Consider the following 14,172-nt stretch of genomic DNA (forward strand, 5'->3'; position numbering starts at 1 on the left):
CGGTGATCAGGACGCTACCTGGTTTTGCGCGGCCTGGCGCAGGCGGGCGATATCGCGCTGCGGTGGGGCGCCGAACAGGCGGCTGTACTCGCGGCTGAACTGCGATGGACTTTCATAGCCTACGCGGTAGCTCGCCGCGGCCGCTTCCAGGTTGTCGCACAGCATCAGGCGGCGAGCTTCCTGCAGGCGCAATTGCTTCTGGTATTGCAGCGGGCTGAAGGCGGTGACGGCCTTGAAGCGGTGATGCAGCGTCGACGGGCTCAGGTTCACCTCGCGGGCCAGCTCCTCGATGCGCAGCGGCTGGTCGAAGTTCTTGCGTAGCCATTCGATGGCGCGGGAGATGCGCTGGCTCTGGCTGTCGGCTATCACCACTTCATGCAGACGATGGCCCTGCGGGCTGAGCAGCATCCGATAGAAGATCTCGCGCAGAGCCAACGGCGCCAACATGGCGATGTCGCGCGGGGTTTCCAGTAGGCGCAGCAGGCGAATCACTGCGTCCAGTAGGCGCGGGTCGAGACGGTCGAGAAACAGCGCGCGTTGCGAGGCCGCGTCTGGCGCCGGGATGGGCGGCATCTCGGTCAGAAGGCTGCTGATCAGCGCCGGGTCGATTTCCAAGGCCAGGCTCAGGTACGGCGCTTCCGGACTGGCCTCGATCACCCGGCCAGTAACCGGCAGCACCACCGACGCCACCAGGTAATTAAGCGGGTCATAGACATAGAGCTCGTCACCCAGGCGTATTTCCTTGCGACCCTGGGCGATGATGCACAGGCAGGGGTCGTAGACTGTCTGCATCGGCAGGCTCGGCGTGGTGGCGCGCGCGAGCTTTAGGCCGGGAATGGCCGTGAGATGCAAACCGTCCTCGGGCACGAAGCGCTCAACGAGGCGCGCCAGTTCATGACTGAGATCGGCAAGCGGAGTATCAAGATTTGTGGCGGTGTGAATGGGTGACTGCATGACGCGCCTCCGGAAAGTCAGCGAAGCCTAGCCAGGTTTTTCAGGCAAGTCATGAGGGGCGGCAGGATTAGGCAAATATTTGCCAGTAATGGGCAAATGACCAGTTATACAGAGTGTTTCATGATTCCTGACGCTCAAACTGGAGGGCTGTTCATCGTTTCTGGTAGGCAGTATTAGGCAATGATTTGCCAGTAATCGACTAACGCCCCAATGACCCTCTCGCTAATCTCTGTAGCCATCGCGCCGTGCCTCAGCGTCGGCCCGAACGCATGCATTAGCCTTGTCACCCGCTGAGTGGTGCCCAACAAGCCAATCAAGGAGCGAGCGATGTCCAGCAAATGGTTGATCGCGCCGCTGACATTGTTGTTGCTCGCCACGGCCTGGCTCGACTCCAGGGCCGTTGGCGAAGCGGCTTTCGCCGAGCCGCAAGCGGCCCCCCACGTATTGCAGCGAAATGCTGCCGGTCTGTACTGATTCAATTCCAGGAGGTTGCCATGAGCATCATTCACCGTATGACCATTCGCGCCCGCCCTGAACGCTCGATCCGTTTGGGCCAGTGTCTGGCCCGGCTGGACGAAGTAGGGCGTGAGCTGCCCGGTTGCCTGGGTCTGCGCGTGTTCTCGTTACGCAATGACCCGCTGACCTGGCAGGTGGAGGGTCAATGGCGCTCAGCGGCGGCGCGAGACGCGTTCCTCGGCAGCGAAGGTCTGCGCCTGGTGTTGGCGCAAGCGATAGACGAGGGGCTGTTCGCTCATCTCGAATGTGCGGTAGAGCTGCAGCAGCAGGTCGCCTGAGGCCGTATCTAGAGTTGCCGAGGCGCCTGCCTTAGCCGCTCGGCTTGCCTTTATGAATTTATCTCTATAGATTTTCATGAAATTAATTAATTCAAATTTCATGAGTCGTCTATGTTTCGCCACGCCAGTGAGCACGTCGACAGCTACTACGCCCATGGCTGCAGAGATCGACTGACGCTGTATCCAGCACTGCAGGAGCACCTGCAGTGCGATGTGTTGGTGATCGGCGCGGGTTTCAGTGGTCTGCATACCGCTCTGCGTCTTGCAGAAGCGGGGCGGCGAGTGATCGTGCTGGAGGCCAGCCGCGTTGCCTGGGCCGCCTCGGGGCGCAATGGCGGGCAGGCGATTCTCGGTTGGTCCTGCGATATGCCGCCGCTGGAAAAGGCCCTCGGCCTCGATCGTGCCCGCCACCTCTGGGACGGTATGGCCTGGTCGGCCCGCGAGCTACGCGAACTACCGCAACGGCATGGCTTCGATTGCGATTACCGCCGTGGCCATCTGTGGACGGCGGTGCTGCCAAGGCGTGTGGCACTGCTGCATGAATGGCAGGAGCAGGCCGCCTATAAATGGGGGCACCGCGCGCTGCAATTCGTCTCCCGTGAGCAGATGCCGGAGTGGGTCGCCAGCGACCGCTACCAGGCCGGTCTTTACGATCCCGAGGCTGGGCATCTCAACCCGCTCAAGCTGGCACTGGGTCTGGCCGAGGCCTTCGTTCGCGCCGGTGGGCAGATCTTCGAGCAGAGCCGTGCGCTGAGCCAGGATAAGCTGGGCGACGGCTACCGGGTACGCACCGAGCAGGGCAGCGTGCAGGCCGATCAACTTGTGCTGGCTTGTAACACCTATATCGACGATCTGGCGCCACGCCTGGCGCGGCGTATCCTGCCGGTCGGCACCTACCAGATCGCCACCGAGCCGCTGGGCGCCGAGCGTGCCGAGGCATTGCTGCCGCGCAACGCTTGCGTCACCGACAACCAGTTCGTCCTCGATTACTTCCGCCGTACGCTGGATCACCGTCTGCTGTTCGGTGGTGGCTGCACCTACCTGGGCGGCCTGCCAAAGGACATGGCTGCTGCCACGCGGCCTTTCCTCGAGCGCGTCTTCCCGCAGCTGGCAGGCGTAGCCATCGACTTCGCCTGGGGCGGGCATATCGATATCACCCGTGCGCGCACTCCGGATGTCGGCGGCGAGAACGGCCGCTATTGGCTGCAGGGCTTCTCCGGTCATGGCGTACTGCCGACCCTTGCGGCTGCGCGAGCGGTCAGCGATGCCATCCTTGGCAATGGCGATGAACTGGCGTTGTACCGGCAGCTGCGCAACCCTGAATTTCCATTCGGCGAGCGCCTTGCGGCGCCGCTCGAGGCCATCGGCAAGGCCTGGTACCGACTGAGAGACAGCTTCTGAAATGGACAGCCCTGAAATGGACAAGAATCTGGAAATGGCGGCCCTTGCCGTGCTCATCCACGACCTGCGCAAGCACAAGAAGGTCACCCTCAACGAGCTGGCCGAGCGCATCGGCCGTTCGGTGGGCTTTCTATCGCAGGTCGAGCGGGGTCTGTCGCGCCCGACGGTGGAGGATCTGACCGCCATCGCCGAGGCGCTCGACGTACCGACCACCTATTTCTACAGCCTGCCCAAGCCCAAGGCGCTGGACTGGGTCACCCGGCCGGACGAACGCCGCACCCTGTACCTGGCCGGCGGCATCACCGACATCATGGCGTCGCCCACCCTGCAGGGCGCCTTCATGGTGGTCGACAGCCTGCTCGAGCCAGGCGCCAGCAGTGGCGAGCGGCAGATGAGCGACCGCTCCGAGCAGGCCGGCTATGTCCTCGAAGGCCAGCTGACACTCTGGCTGGGTGAGGACGAACAGAGTGCCACCCTGTATCCCGGCGATGTTTTCCAGGTGCCGAGCTATGCGCGCCTGCGTTATGCCAACCAGGGCGACACCCCCGCGAGGGTGTTGTGGATCTACACCTGACCTCCCGTGAACCGGAAATAACCACAATGAACGCCACCCGAGTCGAGCTGCTCGACGAAGTCCGTCAATTCCGCCAGGCCCACCCCGAGGTGCGCTTCGTCGACCTGATCTGCCTGGACATTCCCGGGCATTTCTATGGCAAACGCTACCCCATCGAGATGCTGGAGAAGGTCGCTGCCGGCAGTGCCCTGAAGTTGCCGCAGAACTGCGTGCTGCTCGGCGCCCAGGGCGGGCTCTACGAGATCGGCGACTACTGCTTTCATGACGGTGACCCGGACGCGCCACGGCGCTTGATTCCCGGCACGCTCAAACTGGTGAATTGGGAGCGCCTGCCGCTGGGGCAGATGCTGATCAGCTCCGATGGCACCGAAGCGCCCATCGAGTTCGAGCCGCGCGAGGTGCTGGCGCGGGTGGTGCAGCGCCTGGCTGCACGTGGCATTCGGCCGGTGGTGGCATTCGAGCTGGAGTTCTACCTGTTCGACAAGACGCTGAAGGAGGGGCTGCCGCAGTACCCGCGCGATGACGTGAGCGGTGATGCCGATGACCAACCGAACATGCACATCGAGCGGCTCTCGCGCTTTGCCGACGTGCTTGACGATATTGCCGAGACTGCGCGGCTGCAGGGCATCGATACCACGGTGATCACCGCCGAGATCGGCCCTGGGCAGTTCGAGATCAACTTCAGCCACAGCACCGACCCGATGCAGGCAGCCGACTGGTCGGCGCTGTTCTGCCGGCTGACCCGAGGCGTGGCGCTGAAGCATGGTCATCGGGCCAGCTTCATGGCCAAGCCGTACCTGCAGTATCCGGGCAGCGGCATGCATATCCATGTCAGCCTGTACGACGAGGCTGGCGGCAACCTGCTGGCCGGTGATGAGCAGCGACCGTTGCGTCATGCCGTGGCCGGCTGCCTGGAACTGTTGCCGGATCTGATGCCGATTTATGCGCCGAACCACAACAGCTACCGCCGCTTTGGTGCCCAGGTGAACTCGGCGAGCAAGGCCAGCTGGGGCTTCGAGGATCGCGATGCCTGCGTGCGTATTCCCGAGTCGGACGCACGCAACCTGCGCCTGGAATTCCGCCTGCCGGGCGCGGACGCCAATCCCTACCTGGTGCTGGCGGCGCTGCTGACCAGCATCGAGCAGGGCCTCGATGCCAAGATCGAGCCCATCGCACCATTGAATGACGACCGTCAAAGCGGTGTCGGCTTCCCCAACGACATGCTTGACGCCGTGCGCCGTATGCAGGCCAGCGAGCGCGTCGCGGCCGGCCTTGGCAGCGAGTTCGTCATGGTTTATTGCGAGAACAAACGCCAGGATCACCTGGCCTTCATGCACGACATCAGCCCGCGGGAATACCGCTGGTACCTGTGATGTCACGGATCGAAGGAGGCGACATGAACCACTCGAAAACCGCACACTGGCAGGCCCTGAGCCAGGCCCACCACCTGGCGCCGTTCAGTGATTACAAGCAGCTGGCCGAAAAAGGTCCGCGCATCATCACCGAGGCCAAGGGCGTGCACCTGTGGGACAGCGAGGGCAACAAGATCCTCGACGGCATGGCCGGCCTGTGGTGCGTGGCCGTTGGCTATGGTCGTGAGGAACTGGTCGAGGCTGCCGCTACGCAGATGCGCCAGTTGCCGTTCTACAACACCTTCTTCCAGACCGCCCACCCGCCGGTGCTGGAGCTGGCCCACGCCATCTCCCAACTAGCGCCGGCCGGCATGAACCACGTGTTCTTCACCGGCTCGGGCTCGGAAGGCAATGACACCATGCTGCGCCTGGTGCGCCACTACTGGGCGTGCAAGGGTCAGCCAAACAAGAAAATCATCATCGGCCGCGACAACGGTTACCACGGCTCCACCGTGGCCGGTGCAAGCCTCGGCGGCATGAAGTTCATGCACGAGCAGGGTGATCTGCCGATCCCCGGTATCGCCCATATCCCGCAGCCGTACTGGTTCGGCGAGGGCGGCGAAAAGTCGCCGGAAGAGTTCGGTATCTGGGCTGCCGATCAGTTGGAGAAGAAGATTCTCGAACTGGGCGAAGACAAGGTCGCAGCCTTTATCGCCGAGCCGATCCAGGGCGCCGGTGGCGTGATCATCCCGCCAGAGACCTACTGGCCGCGGATCAAGGAAATCCTCGCCAAGTACGACATTCTCTTCGTCGCCGACGAGGTGATCTGTGGCTTCGGTCGTACCGGCGAGTGGTTCGGCAGCCAGTACTACGACCTCAAGCCTGACCTGATGACCATCGCCAAGGGTCTGACCTCGGGTTACGTGCCGATGGGCGGGTTGATCGTCAGCGACAAGGTGTTCGAAGTGATCGAGGCGCATGGCGACTTCAACCACGGCTTCACCTATTCCGGTCACCCTGTGGCGGCGGCGGTGGGCTTGGAGAACCTGCGCATCCTCAAGGACGAAGGAATTGTCGAGCGGGTGAAGGCAGAAACCGCGCCCTACCTGCAAAAACGTCTACGTGAGCTGGCGGATCACCCACTGGTGGGCGAAGTGCGCGGCGTCGGCATGCTTGGCGCCATCGAACTGGTGCAGGACAAGGCGACGCGCAAGCGCTTCTCTGGCGATGTGGGTGTGGGCATGGTTTGCCGTGGGCACTGCTTCAACAATGGCCTGATCATGCGCGCGGTGGGTGACACCATGATCATCGCGCCGCCACTGGTGATCAGCCAGGCGGAAGTGGATGAGCTGGTAGAGAAAGCGCGCAAGTGCCTGGATCTGACCTGGGAGCAGGTCCGTAGTCTGGCGTAACGCGTGATTCGCGGCTGAAGCGGAATGCCGCCCAGCCGCTCCTACAGGCGTAGCTTTTGCGTAGGAGCGGCTTTAGCCGCGAAGGAGAATGAGCAAAAGAAAACCCCGCGATCGGCAACGGTCGCGGGGTTTCGTTTTTCAGCGCTTACTTGAGGCTGTTCTGCAGCGTCTGCGCGGCCTGGTCCATGGCGCTGCGTACCGCCGGCACTTCAGCCAGGACATTGAGCAGGCCGTAGTCGTGGATCATGCCGTTGTAGCGTACGGCGGTTACCGGTACGCCAGCGGCGTTCAGGCGGCGGGCGTAGGCTTCGCCTTCGTCTCGCAACACATCCATCTCGGCGGTCTGCACCAGCGCCGGCGGCAGGCCTTTGAGCTGTTCCAGGCTGGCGCGCAGTGGCGATGCGTAGATCTCGTTACGCTGCTTGGCGTCGGTGGTGTAGTTGTCCCAGAACCATTCCATCATGCCGCGGGTCAGGAAATGGCCTTCGGCGAAATGGTTGTAGGAGGCGTTGTTGAAGTTGGCGTCGGTCACTGGCCACAGCAGTACCTGGGCGCGCAGTTTCGGTGTACCAGCCTCCTTGGCCTTGATGGCGACCACGGCAGCCATGTTGCCACCGACGCTGTTGCCGGCCACCGCCAGGCGCGAGCCGTCGACACCGATCTGGCTGCCGTTGTCGGCCACCCATTTGGTGGCGGCATAAGCCTGGTTGATCGCGGTCGGATACTTGGCCTCCGGCGACGGCGTGTAGTCGACATAGATAGCGGCTGCGCCGGAGCCCACCACCAGGTCTCGGATCAGGCGTTCGTGGGTCGGATAATCACCCAACACCCAGCCACCGCCGTGGAAGAACATGAAGCCCGGCAGAATGCCGCGAGCACCTTCAGGACGTACCACCTTGAGGGTGAGTGGCTGACCATTCACCTGGATTACCTTGGTGTCCACGATGATGCCGGACAGATCCACCTCGACACTGGCCTGAGCGCCCATCAGCACGGCGCGGGCGTCTTTCGGCGAGAGGGTTTCCAGCGGCTGGCCACTACCGGCTGCCAGGGCATCGAGGAAGCCCTGGGTGCTGCGCTCCACGCCGGGGCTGCCGGCGGCGAAGCTGCTGTTGATGGCCAGGGCGAGCAGCCCGGCGGTCAGAGTGCGAGAAATGTTCATGGTCAAACTCCTTTCGATCAATTGGGCTGCTGGCTGTCAGTTCTGGTTGGTGCAAACGCTGGAAAGCTGCTCGTAGCTGAGGGTTTCCACCTCACCCGCACTGTTGCGGTAGGTCATCTGTGCCGTGACCACTTCGCACTGGGCGCTATTGGGCACGTCGATGGAAATCACCTTGGCGATATCCAGGTTCTGGCCGTAGCGGTAGGGCGTGGCCTCGGCGCTTTGGGCCAGGGTGGTGAGCGACGCGCTGAGAGCGATGGCGGTCAGTGCGGTGGCGAACAGGGTGCGGGTTTTCATGGTTCTCCTCTTGGCGCCGCGCTCGGGCTATGGCTGCGAGCGCTGGCTGCTGTCTGTCAGACGATGGTCAGGGTGACGTCGATGTTGCCGCGGGTGGCGTTGGAGTACGGGCAGACGATGTGCGCGCGATCCACCAGGGTTTGTGCGGCGTCGCGCTCCAGGCCGGGCAGGCTGATGCGCAGCTCCACTTCGATGCCGAAGCCGGTGGGGATGGCGCCGATGCCGACCGTGCCTTCGATGAAGGTGTCAGCCGGGATGCTCAGCTTGTCGCGGGCGGCGACGAACTTCAGGGCGCCGAGGAAGCAGGCGGAGTAACCGGCGGCGAACAGTTGTTCCGGGTTGGTGCCGTTACCGCCGGCGCCACCGAGTTCTTTCGGGGTGGTCAGGGCGATGTCGAGGATGCCGTCGAAGGACACTGCGCGGCCTTCACGGCCACCGAAGGCTTCAGCAGTTGCACGGTAGAGAACGTTTTCAATAGTCATGGCGGAGATCCTTCCAGGTAATGTGGTGATGGAGTGGTTCGCTAATGTCTTGTGCGCTAACCGTTTCCATGGAGCGAACTGTAATGCGCAAAACATTAGTGCACAAGTTAAATGTTAGGAAGATTTGGTTATAGGAATTTAATTTTTAGGAATAAGTAGGTGTGGCGGGGCGTTTAACGGTGCTTGCTCAGCGAATCAAGGGTTAGGAGAGGAGCGAAGAAGCGTCGTCCGGACGTCACGAGCCTCGGTATGGATATGCCGGGGTGGACGAATAATCACGCCAAAGCGCGTAGGAAGGGAATCGTGCAGCATTGCACTGCACACGGGGCTTTCAGCATCCGGCGATGGGCTGGCTAATCAGCGAAAGGCGATGGGCGTTGGCATCGCCAGAGATCAGAGTGCGTCTTGCAGATGCCCGCGCAGTTCGATCAGGTCGTCACGCAGCTTTGTCAACTGGTCAATGCTCAACGCGGAAGCCTTGAGGATGCAGGCAGGCAATGCCTTGGCCTGCTCGTGCAATGCACGCCCCTTGTCGGTGAGATGCAGCTGCACCACGCGTTCATCCTGACTGCTGCGTTGACGTTGCAGCAAACCTTCGCTTTCCAGGCGCTTGAGCAATGGCGTCAGCGAACCCGGGTCGGTCAGCATACGTGCGCTGATCTCGCTGACGGTGATGCCCTCGTTTTCCCACAGCACCAGCATGGCCAGGTATTGCGGATAGGTGAGACCGAGCGCCTGCAGCAGCGGTTTGTAGGTCTTGGTCATCATCAGCGAGGTGGAATAGAGGGCGAAGCAAAGCTGGTTATCCAGCATCAGCTCGGCGCAGGGTTCCACTTGGGAGGTCATGGCATTGGCCTATAGGGGTGGTTGGCGGTGTCGGCAAGTGGTGCGGGGGCAGCCCGCACCTGAACGCATCAGCCGCAGGATACGCGGGTGATCACTCGCTGATCATCGACGTTGAGGTTAAGGCGTTGACCATTGTATTCCAAGGTCACCACGCTGTTGGGCGTCAGTATCCGCGCCGTGCTGGCACCCGCCTGCTGACGTGCCTGTTCGAGCAGCTCCGACGTTGCGGTCTTGCCCTTGAGATTTTCGACTGCAGAAGAGTTGCAGCCCTGACTGGTGTCGGCAGGCGTGGCTGCCGGTTCGGATTTTTCGGCAGTGCTGCTGCAGCCGGCTGCGAACAGGGAAGCGGCGAGAATGAGGCTTAAACGAGTCTTGGGATTCAACGCTGTGGGCTCCTTTTCCATAGATGTAGCGCTCATTGCGTGCCCTCCAGGCGTGCAAGGCGCTCTTCGAGTGCTGCGATACGCATTTCCAGTTCGACCAGACGATCCTCGTTAGGTGCCACGGCTTCGCTACGTGCAGCCGGGCGGTTGGCCAGGAGGCTTTCCAGGTCGGCGGATTCACCCAGCAAGTGCATGTAGCGATCCTCGCGCTGGCCGCTCTGGCGTGGCAGCAGTACGACCAGGCCGCGAGCGATCAGGCGCTCCAGCTGATGTTGCACTTCGGCCACATCGTCGAAGTCATGCATGCGGTTGCTGCGGGTAAGCAATTCATTGAGGGTCTGCGGGCCGCGCAGTAGCAGCAAACCGAGCAGCACCGTCTGCGGCTTGACCAGCTCCAGCTGCTTGTCGCAGCGCTGCTCCCAGCGGTCGGCGCGGCTGCCCATGACCAGGTGCGCCAGGCCGCGACCTTCCAGACTACGCAGATAACGCCCGACTTCGCCGGTTTCCAGGTTCATCAGCGGCTCGCGGCTGGTCTTCTGATTGCAGGCCAGTTGCACTGCGTTGAGCGTCAGCGGGTAGGTTTCCGGTGTGGTCAGCTGCTTCTCGATGAGGCAGCCGAGGATGCGCACTTCGACGGCGTGCAATGGGGTTTCACCAACCAGCGGGGAGGGGGTGTGCGACATGGATCGATCCTGGCAGAAAGAACTGGCGTAGGTTAACGGCATCCGTGCTCAGCCGACAGGCTGCAATGTGTGTTCGAGCATGTCCAGGCTGGCGCTGAGCACCTGCTGGCGAGCGTCCTGGCTGACCATCATGCGCGCCAGCAGCAGGCTGCCCAGGCACTGCGCAAGGATGCTCCAGGCCAATTGCGGGTCGCCTATGATCTCGGCCCAGGTTTGCTGCAATTGCACGATCTGCTGCTCGGTGCGCTGCCTCACGCTGTCGTCGGCGCGGGCGATTTCTGCGCCCAGTGCGGGCAATACGCAGCCTTTGTCCGGCTGCTCGACATGCGCCAGGCTCAGATAGGCTGCCAGGCAGCGTTGCAGTTTGTCGCGCCCGGCGTCACCAGGCTCAGCACCCAGGCGGTTCAGGCTGTTACGCAGTTCTCGTTCGATCAGCTCGGCGAACAGCGCATCCTTGCTTGGGAAGTGACTGTAGAAAGCCGCACCTGACAGGCCTATGGTCTTCATCAGTGCATCCACGCCGGTCACGGCAAAACCCTGCTGCTTGGCAATGGCGGCGCTGTTGGCGAGCAGGCGCTCGCGGGTTTCGGCTTTGTGCTCGGCGGAATAGCGCATGAGATACCGTTGTGTGCTGGCTTGACCCATGCGCAAGCGTAGCATAACGTTCGTTAGACTAACGATCGTTAGTCAATGGAGAGGCCCATGAACGAAAACAAGAAGGTCGCCTTGATCATCGGCGCAGGTGATGCCACCGGTGGTGCGATTGCTCGGCGTTTCGCCCGTGAGGGCTATGTCGCCTGCGTTACCCGGCGCAGCCTGGATAAACTGCAGCCACTGCTGGAGAGCATCCGCCACGAAGGTGGCGAGGCACATGGTTTCGCTTCCGACGCGCGGCGCGAGGAGCAGGTGGCTGAGCTGGTCGAGAGCATCGAGCGTGACATCGGACCGATCGAGGTGATGGTGTTCAACATCGGCGCCAACGTGCCGTGCAGCATCCTCGAGGAAACCGCGCGCAAGTATTTCAAGATCTGGGAGATGGCCTGCTTTGCCGGCTTCCTCACCAGCCAGGCTGTGGCCAAGCGCATGGTCACGCGCGGGCGCGGCACCATCCTGTTTACCGGTGCAACCGCTGGCCTGCGCGGCGCCGCCGGATTCGCCGCCTTCGCCGGCGCCAAGCACGGCATCCGCGCGCTGGCGCAGAGCATGGCGCGTGAGCTGGGGCCGCTGAATATCCATGTGGCCCATGTGGTGGTGGACGGCGCCATCGATACTGACTTCATCCGCGACAGCTTTCCCGATATCTATGCCAGGAAGGGGCAGGATGGCATTCTCGACCCCGAGCATATCGCCGACAGCTACTGGTTCCTGCATGCTCAGCCGCGCGATGCCTGGACCTTCGAGCTGGACCTGCGTCCGTGGATGGAACGCTGGTAAGCCACGCCAATTCGACAAGCACAACAACGAGCGAGTGAACTGATGAGCAAGACGGTAGAGTTCTTCTTCGACCTGGGCAGCCCGGCGTCCTACCTGGCCCATACCCAACTGCCGGCGCTGTGCCGTGAGTGCGACGCCGAGCTGGTCTATCGGCCGATGCTGTTGGGCGCGGTATTCCAGGCCACTGGCAACGCCTCGCCGGCGATGATTCCGGCCAAGGGACGCTACATGCTGCGCGACCTGGCACGCTTCGCCGAGCGCTACGGCGTACCGATGCGCTTCAATCCGCATTTCCCGATCAACACGCTGACCCTGATGCGCCTGCTGGTGGCGGTACAGCTGCATCAGCCCACGCGCCTCAACGATGCCTTGCAGGCGCTGTTTCAGGCGATCTGGGTTGACGGTACCAACATGGGCGATCCGGCCAGAGTGACCGAAGTGCTGACGGCGGCCGGCTTCGACGCCCAGGCGTTGCAGGCGCAGATCGCCGAACCGGCGGTGAAAGACGCGCTCAAGGCGACCACCGAAGAAGCGGTGAAGCGCGGCGTATTCGGCGCACCGACCTGCTTCGTCGGCGAAGCAATGTTCTTCGGTCAGGACCGGTTGGATTTCGTTCGTGAGGCACTGACCGACTGACGCTTGGCACAATGACCGAATTGTTTTCCGGCCAGCCGAGCGACCGATGAACCCCGAAGCGCTGAAACTCCTGGTGACCCGCCGCATGCCTTACGGCAAGTACAAGGATCGGCTGATCGCCGATCTACCGGGGCATTACCTCAACTGGTTCGCCCGCGAGGGCTTCCCCAAGGGCGAGCTGGGCCAGTTGCTGGCGCTGATGCAGGAGATCGATCACAACGGTTTGAAGCCGTTGCTCGATCCGTTGCGCGACCGTTCGTAGTCCGGATGGAGTCCGGGGCGATTCCGATCTCTCTCCCGAATTTCATCCGGGCTACGTCTGGGTTGCCGTTAGTGCCAATTGCGGCCGTGATCGAGTTTCTGATCCACCAGCCATTTGCCATGGGCGATGGAGGCGTGCTGGGCCTTGCTCAGGTCATCCATGAAGGCGTAATCCAGCGGTAGCGTCTGACGTTTGCTGGTATTTCCGCCTGGGTCGGTGATCTGGCAACCACCGGCCCAGGGCGTGGGCAGGCCAGGATGTTCCATGACGCTGGCATGAATGACGTGATCGCGATGGGTGCAGGTAAGCGCGCTCATGAGGCCACCTCGTAAACCAAGGCGCCGCCCTCGGCGTCGACGCTACACCGAGGTTCCAGCCGGGAGCCGGTGGCGGCGCCGTGTGGATGAGTGGTGCGTCTGTTCCTCTACCTTAGTCCAGATGCCGCGGCCGCGAGCGTTGCCCGACAAACGTGCGCGTTAGCAACGAGCGAGTGGTGCAAGTCGCCGTCCGCTGGCGTAGAGCAATATTGCGCAGCTCGGCCGGTGCTGCAGGCAGCGAACGCGGCGCAAGTCGAAAGCGCTCGGAAGGGCGCAACCGGCGACCAGCGATCGCAGGCTGCGCCAACATGACGACTAGGAGGCGCTGCGGCGTAGCTCGGCCACTTCGCTGCGCAGGGCGCGCAGCTCGTCGAGAATCGCCTGTTCACGGGTCGCTGCAGCTAGCTCCACGGCATTCGGCTCGTGAGTGCTCTGCATGGCGTTGACGATCACGGCGATGAACAGGTTGAGCATCATGAAGGTGGCAATGAGGATGTAGGGCACGAAGAACAGCCACGCCAGCGGATGCTGCTCCATGATCGGGCGGACGATGCCCATCGACCAGCTTTCCAGGGTCATTACCTGGAACAGGGTATAGAGGCTGGCGCCGATGTTGCCGAACCACTCAGGGAAGCTCTGGCCGAAAAGCTGGGTGGCCATCACCGCGGCGACATAGAACACCAGCCCCATCAGCATGACGATACTGCCCATGCCCGGCAGCGAGGCGAGCAGCGCCTGCACCACTTTGCGCATGCTCGGGTTGATCGACACCAGGCGCAGTACCCGCAGCACGCGCAAGGCGCGCAATACGGCGAAGGGGCCGCTGGCCGGCACCAGGGCGATGCCGACCACTAGGCAATCGAACACCGCCCAGGGATCGCGCAGCAGACCGATGCCGCGTGCGGTAAAGCGCAGCGCCAGCTCGATGACGAAGCAGGTGAGGATCAAGGTATCGAGGATCAGCAGCGGCTTGCCCCAGTCGGCCATGATCGATGGCGAGGTCTGCAGGCCGAGAATGGCGGCATTGATGATGATCAGCAGGGTGATCAGGCGTTGTACGGACGTGCCGTCCATGAGAGCGCCCAGGCGCTGGCGCCAGTCACTGGTTGGATTCAGTTCGAGTTCGTGCATGGGAATCTGGCTATGGCTGGGTGATGCCGGGCAGCGCCCGGCTGAGGCGAGC

General features: G+C 62.6%; 19 protein-coding genes. 9 read left to right on the forward strand and 10 right to left on the reverse strand.

Annotated elements, in window-relative coordinates:
• Window positions 1-6: 6 nt before the first annotated feature.
• Window positions 7-954, reverse strand: coding sequence for an AraC family transcriptional regulator (locus tag P3C50_RS03085; RefSeq protein WP_275544836.1), 948 nt, complete (start codon window positions 952-954; stop codon window positions 7-9).
• Between the two features lie 327 nt (window positions 955-1,281).
• Here P3C50_RS03085 and P3C50_RS03090 point away from each other — a divergent pair, with 327 nt between their 5' ends.
• From P3C50_RS03090 to P3C50_RS03115, 6 genes are all read left to right on the forward strand, one after another.
• Window positions 1,282-1,428, forward strand: coding sequence for a hypothetical protein (locus tag P3C50_RS03090; RefSeq protein ID WP_275544837.1), 147 nt, complete (start codon window positions 1,282-1,284; stop codon window positions 1,426-1,428).
• A 20-nt stretch (window positions 1,429-1,448) separates the two neighbouring features.
• Window positions 1,449-1,748: an antibiotic biosynthesis monooxygenase family protein gene (locus P3C50_RS03095; protein WP_275544838.1), complete on the forward strand. Its 300-nt coding sequence runs from the start codon at window positions 1,449-1,451 to the stop codon at window positions 1,746-1,748.
• Window positions 1,749-1,859: 111 nt separating this feature from the next.
• Window positions 1,860-3,149 carry an NAD(P)/FAD-dependent oxidoreductase gene (locus P3C50_RS03100; RefSeq protein WP_275544839.1) on the forward strand — a complete coding sequence of 430 codons (1,290 nt, stop codon included), beginning with the start codon at window positions 1,860-1,862 and terminating at the stop codon, window positions 3,147-3,149.
• Window positions 3,150-3,165: 16 nt separating this feature from the next.
• Window positions 3,166-3,723: a helix-turn-helix domain-containing protein gene (locus P3C50_RS03105; RefSeq protein ID WP_125836536.1), complete on the forward strand. Its 558-nt coding sequence runs from the start codon at window positions 3,166-3,168 to the stop codon at window positions 3,721-3,723.
• A 26-nt stretch (window positions 3,724-3,749) separates the two neighbouring features.
• Entirely contained in the window at window positions 3,750-5,096 is a 1,347-nt protein-coding gene (locus tag P3C50_RS03110) for a glutamine synthetase family protein (protein ID WP_275544840.1), read from the forward strand.
• Between the two features lie 23 nt (window positions 5,097-5,119).
• On the forward strand, window positions 5,120-6,487 hold the full coding sequence (locus tag P3C50_RS03115; RefSeq protein ID WP_275544841.1) for an aspartate aminotransferase family protein: 1,368 nt from the start codon (window positions 5,120-5,122) through the stop codon (window positions 6,485-6,487).
• A 145-nt stretch (window positions 6,488-6,632) separates the two neighbouring features.
• Here P3C50_RS03115 and P3C50_RS03120 read toward each other — a convergent pair whose 3' ends face one another.
• The 7 genes from P3C50_RS03120 to P3C50_RS03150 all read right to left on the reverse strand — a co-directional run bounded on the left by P3C50_RS03120 (window position 6,633) and on the right by P3C50_RS03150 (window position 10,955).
• Entirely contained in the window at window positions 6,633-7,649 is a 1,017-nt protein-coding gene (locus P3C50_RS03120; protein ID WP_275544843.1) for an alpha/beta hydrolase, read from the reverse strand.
• Between the two features lie 36 nt (window positions 7,650-7,685).
• Window positions 7,686-7,946 (reverse strand): DUF2790 domain-containing protein, encoded by a 261-nt coding sequence (locus P3C50_RS03125; RefSeq protein ID WP_275544844.1) that lies wholly within the window; start codon window positions 7,944-7,946, stop codon window positions 7,686-7,688.
• Between the two features lie 56 nt (window positions 7,947-8,002).
• Window positions 8,003-8,428: an organic hydroperoxide resistance protein gene (locus P3C50_RS03130; protein WP_275544845.1), complete on the reverse strand. Its 426-nt coding sequence runs from the start codon at window positions 8,426-8,428 to the stop codon at window positions 8,003-8,005.
• A 393-nt stretch (window positions 8,429-8,821) separates the two neighbouring features.
• Window positions 8,822-9,274 carry a MarR family winged helix-turn-helix transcriptional regulator gene (locus P3C50_RS03135; RefSeq protein WP_197856310.1) on the reverse strand — a complete coding sequence of 151 codons (453 nt, stop codon included), beginning with the start codon at window positions 9,272-9,274 and terminating at the stop codon, window positions 8,822-8,824.
• A 68-nt stretch (window positions 9,275-9,342) separates the two neighbouring features.
• Window positions 9,343-9,657, reverse strand: coding sequence for an I78 family peptidase inhibitor (locus P3C50_RS03140; protein WP_275545337.1), 315 nt, complete (start codon window positions 9,655-9,657; stop codon window positions 9,343-9,345).
• A gap of 32 nt (window positions 9,658-9,689) precedes the next feature.
• Window positions 9,690-10,340: a YceH family protein gene (locus P3C50_RS03145; protein ID WP_275544846.1), complete on the reverse strand. Its 651-nt coding sequence runs from the start codon at window positions 10,338-10,340 to the stop codon at window positions 9,690-9,692.
• A 48-nt stretch (window positions 10,341-10,388) separates the two neighbouring features.
• The gene (locus P3C50_RS03150; protein WP_275544847.1) at window positions 10,389-10,955 is read right to left on the reverse strand and encodes a TetR/AcrR family transcriptional regulator; all 567 of its coding nucleotides are present in this window, start codon (window positions 10,953-10,955) and stop codon (window positions 10,389-10,391) included.
• Between the two features lie 87 nt (window positions 10,956-11,042).
• Here P3C50_RS03150 and P3C50_RS03155 point away from each other — a divergent pair, with 87 nt between their 5' ends.
• Genes P3C50_RS03155 through P3C50_RS03165 form a run of 3 tightly spaced genes read left to right on the forward strand, consistent with a single transcriptional unit; the run spans window position 11,043 to window position 12,672 of the window.
• Window positions 11,043-11,774 (forward strand): SDR family oxidoreductase, encoded by a 732-nt coding sequence (locus tag P3C50_RS03155; protein ID WP_275544848.1) that lies wholly within the window; start codon window positions 11,043-11,045, stop codon window positions 11,772-11,774.
• A 42-nt stretch (window positions 11,775-11,816) separates the two neighbouring features.
• Window positions 11,817-12,410, forward strand: coding sequence for a 2-hydroxychromene-2-carboxylate isomerase (locus tag P3C50_RS03160; protein ID WP_275544849.1), 594 nt, complete (start codon window positions 11,817-11,819; stop codon window positions 12,408-12,410).
• A gap of 46 nt (window positions 12,411-12,456) precedes the next feature.
• Window positions 12,457-12,672: a DUF3820 family protein gene (locus P3C50_RS03165; protein WP_047587460.1), complete on the forward strand. Its 216-nt coding sequence runs from the start codon at window positions 12,457-12,459 to the stop codon at window positions 12,670-12,672.
• 68 nt (window positions 12,673-12,740) lie between these two features.
• Here P3C50_RS03165 and P3C50_RS03170 read toward each other — a convergent pair whose 3' ends face one another.
• Complete coding sequence (locus tag P3C50_RS03170) at window positions 12,741-12,989, reverse strand: hypothetical protein (RefSeq protein ID WP_197856315.1); 249 nt, start codon at window positions 12,987-12,989, stop codon at window positions 12,741-12,743.
• Window positions 12,990-13,304: 315 nt separating this feature from the next.
• Window positions 13,305-14,120 (reverse strand): ion transporter, encoded by an 816-nt coding sequence (locus tag P3C50_RS03175; protein WP_275544850.1) that lies wholly within the window; start codon window positions 14,118-14,120, stop codon window positions 13,305-13,307.
• Between the last annotated feature and the right edge of the window lie 52 nt (window positions 14,121-14,172).

Origin of the sequence: Pseudomonas sp. Marseille-Q0931 (assembly GCF_940789645.1) — a bacterium.
GTDB lineage: Bacteria > Pseudomonadota > Gammaproteobacteria > Pseudomonadales > Pseudomonadaceae > Aquipseudomonas.

Coding starts and splice junctions, on each gene's coding strand:
- P3C50_RS03165 (WP_047587460.1), top strand. CDS start 12,457: ATGAACCCCGAAGCGCTGAAACTCCTGGTGACCCGCCGCATGCCTTAC.
- P3C50_RS03105 (WP_125836536.1), top strand. CDS start 3,166: ATGGACAAGAATCTGGAAATGGCGGCCCTTGCCGTGCTCATCCACGAC.
- P3C50_RS03170 (WP_197856315.1), bottom strand. CDS start 12,989: ATGAGCGCGCTTACCTGCACCCATCGCGATCACGTCATTCATGCCAGC.
- P3C50_RS03115 (WP_275544841.1), top strand. CDS start 5,120: ATGAACCACTCGAAAACCGCACACTGGCAGGCCCTGAGCCAGGCCCAC.
- P3C50_RS03135 (WP_197856310.1), bottom strand. CDS start 9,274: ATGACCTCCCAAGTGGAACCCTGCGCCGAGCTGATGCTGGATAACCAG.
- P3C50_RS03120 (WP_275544843.1), bottom strand. CDS start 7,649: ATGAACATTTCTCGCACTCTGACCGCCGGGCTGCTCGCCCTGGCCATC.
- P3C50_RS03150 (WP_275544847.1), bottom strand. CDS start 10,955: ATGCGCTATTCCGCCGAGCACAAAGCCGAAACCCGCGAGCGCCTGCTC.
- P3C50_RS03110 (WP_275544840.1), top strand. CDS start 3,750: ATGAACGCCACCCGAGTCGAGCTGCTCGACGAAGTCCGTCAATTCCGC.
- P3C50_RS03085 (WP_275544836.1), bottom strand. CDS start 954: ATGCAGTCACCCATTCACACCGCCACAAATCTTGATACTCCGCTTGCC.
- P3C50_RS03145 (WP_275544846.1), bottom strand. CDS start 10,340: ATGTCGCACACCCCCTCCCCGCTGGTTGGTGAAACCCCATTGCACGCC.
- P3C50_RS03095 (WP_275544838.1), top strand. CDS start 1,449: ATGAGCATCATTCACCGTATGACCATTCGCGCCCGCCCTGAACGCTCG.
- P3C50_RS03090 (WP_275544837.1), top strand. CDS start 1,282: ATGTCCAGCAAATGGTTGATCGCGCCGCTGACATTGTTGTTGCTCGCC.
- P3C50_RS03160 (WP_275544849.1), top strand. CDS start 11,817: ATGAGCAAGACGGTAGAGTTCTTCTTCGACCTGGGCAGCCCGGCGTCC.
- P3C50_RS03175 (WP_275544850.1), bottom strand. CDS start 14,120: ATGCACGAACTCGAACTGAATCCAACCAGTGACTGGCGCCAGCGCCTG.
- P3C50_RS03155 (WP_275544848.1), top strand. CDS start 11,043: ATGAACGAAAACAAGAAGGTCGCCTTGATCATCGGCGCAGGTGATGCC.
- P3C50_RS03130 (WP_275544845.1), bottom strand. CDS start 8,428: ATGACTATTGAAAACGTTCTCTACCGTGCAACTGCTGAAGCCTTCGGT.
- P3C50_RS03100 (WP_275544839.1), top strand. CDS start 1,860: ATGTTTCGCCACGCCAGTGAGCACGTCGACAGCTACTACGCCCATGGC.
- P3C50_RS03125 (WP_275544844.1), bottom strand. CDS start 7,946: ATGAAAACCCGCACCCTGTTCGCCACCGCACTGACCGCCATCGCTCTC.